The organism is Vreelandella rituensis, assembly GCF_003336665.1.
GTDB classification, from domain to species: domain Bacteria; phylum Pseudomonadota; class Gammaproteobacteria; order Pseudomonadales; family Halomonadaceae; genus Vreelandella; species Vreelandella rituensis.
The window spans coordinates 1-777 of record NZ_QPIJ01000167.1; the positions used below are offsets into that span (position 1 = coordinate 1).

1 protein-coding gene is annotated in these 777 nt (G+C 57.5%); it reads right to left on the minus strand.

What is annotated here, in order from left to right; genetic code table 11:
* The coding region (locus tag DU506_RS21315) for an RNA-guided endonuclease InsQ/TnpB family protein (RefSeq protein ID WP_147273819.1) at positions 1–589 on the minus strand (589 nt) is incomplete at its 3' end.
* Positions 590–777 lie beyond the last annotated feature (188 nt).

Sequence of the window (777 nt, forward strand, 5' to 3'; positions counted from 1 at the left end):
GCTTGCCGTCACTGGTCACGAACAGGTCTTTCAGCCCGAGATCGATACCCACCATCTTGGGGGTAATGGACAGTGATTCGGCGTCCACTTTGCACAGGCAGCTAATGAAATAGCGACCGGCACGGTCTTGGGATACGGTAACGGTGCTGGGGGCTGACGGAAGCGCGCGGCTCCAGCGGATGCTGAGGGGGTCCTGGCACTTGGCCAGCGTGATCTGGCCGTTGCGATACGCAAACGCCGAACTGGCAAAGGTGGCGGACTGCCGCTGCTTCTTTGACTTGAATCGCGGGTATCGTGCGCGCTTGGCAAAGAAGTGCTTGAAGGCCGCTTGTTGATGGCGCAGGCATTGCTGCAAGGGCACCGACCTGACCTCGGCCAGGAACGCGGTGTCAGGCTGCTTTTTCAGCTGGGTCAGGAAAGCGCTGGCGTCGTTGTAACCGATCTTTTCCTGGCGTTGATAGAACGCATCGGTGCGATAGCGCAGCACTGCGTTCCAGACAAACCGCACGCACCCAAACGTCCGCGCCAGCAGGATTTCCTGCTCGGGCGTCGGGTAAAATCGGTACTTGTAGGCGCGTTCGGTTTGCATGAGTTACAGCGTAGTCCGTGTCCTGTAAGTTTTCAAGTGCCAGTGCCAACAAGGCACCCTGGCGGGTGCCGCGCTTGTATCCCCAATGAAAGGGACTCCTCCCCTCCTAAAGCTTCATCGAGCTACATGGATAGTCACTACGTGCATCAATGGAAAAAGGAGAAGCGTCATGCATCAGCATAAAGCGA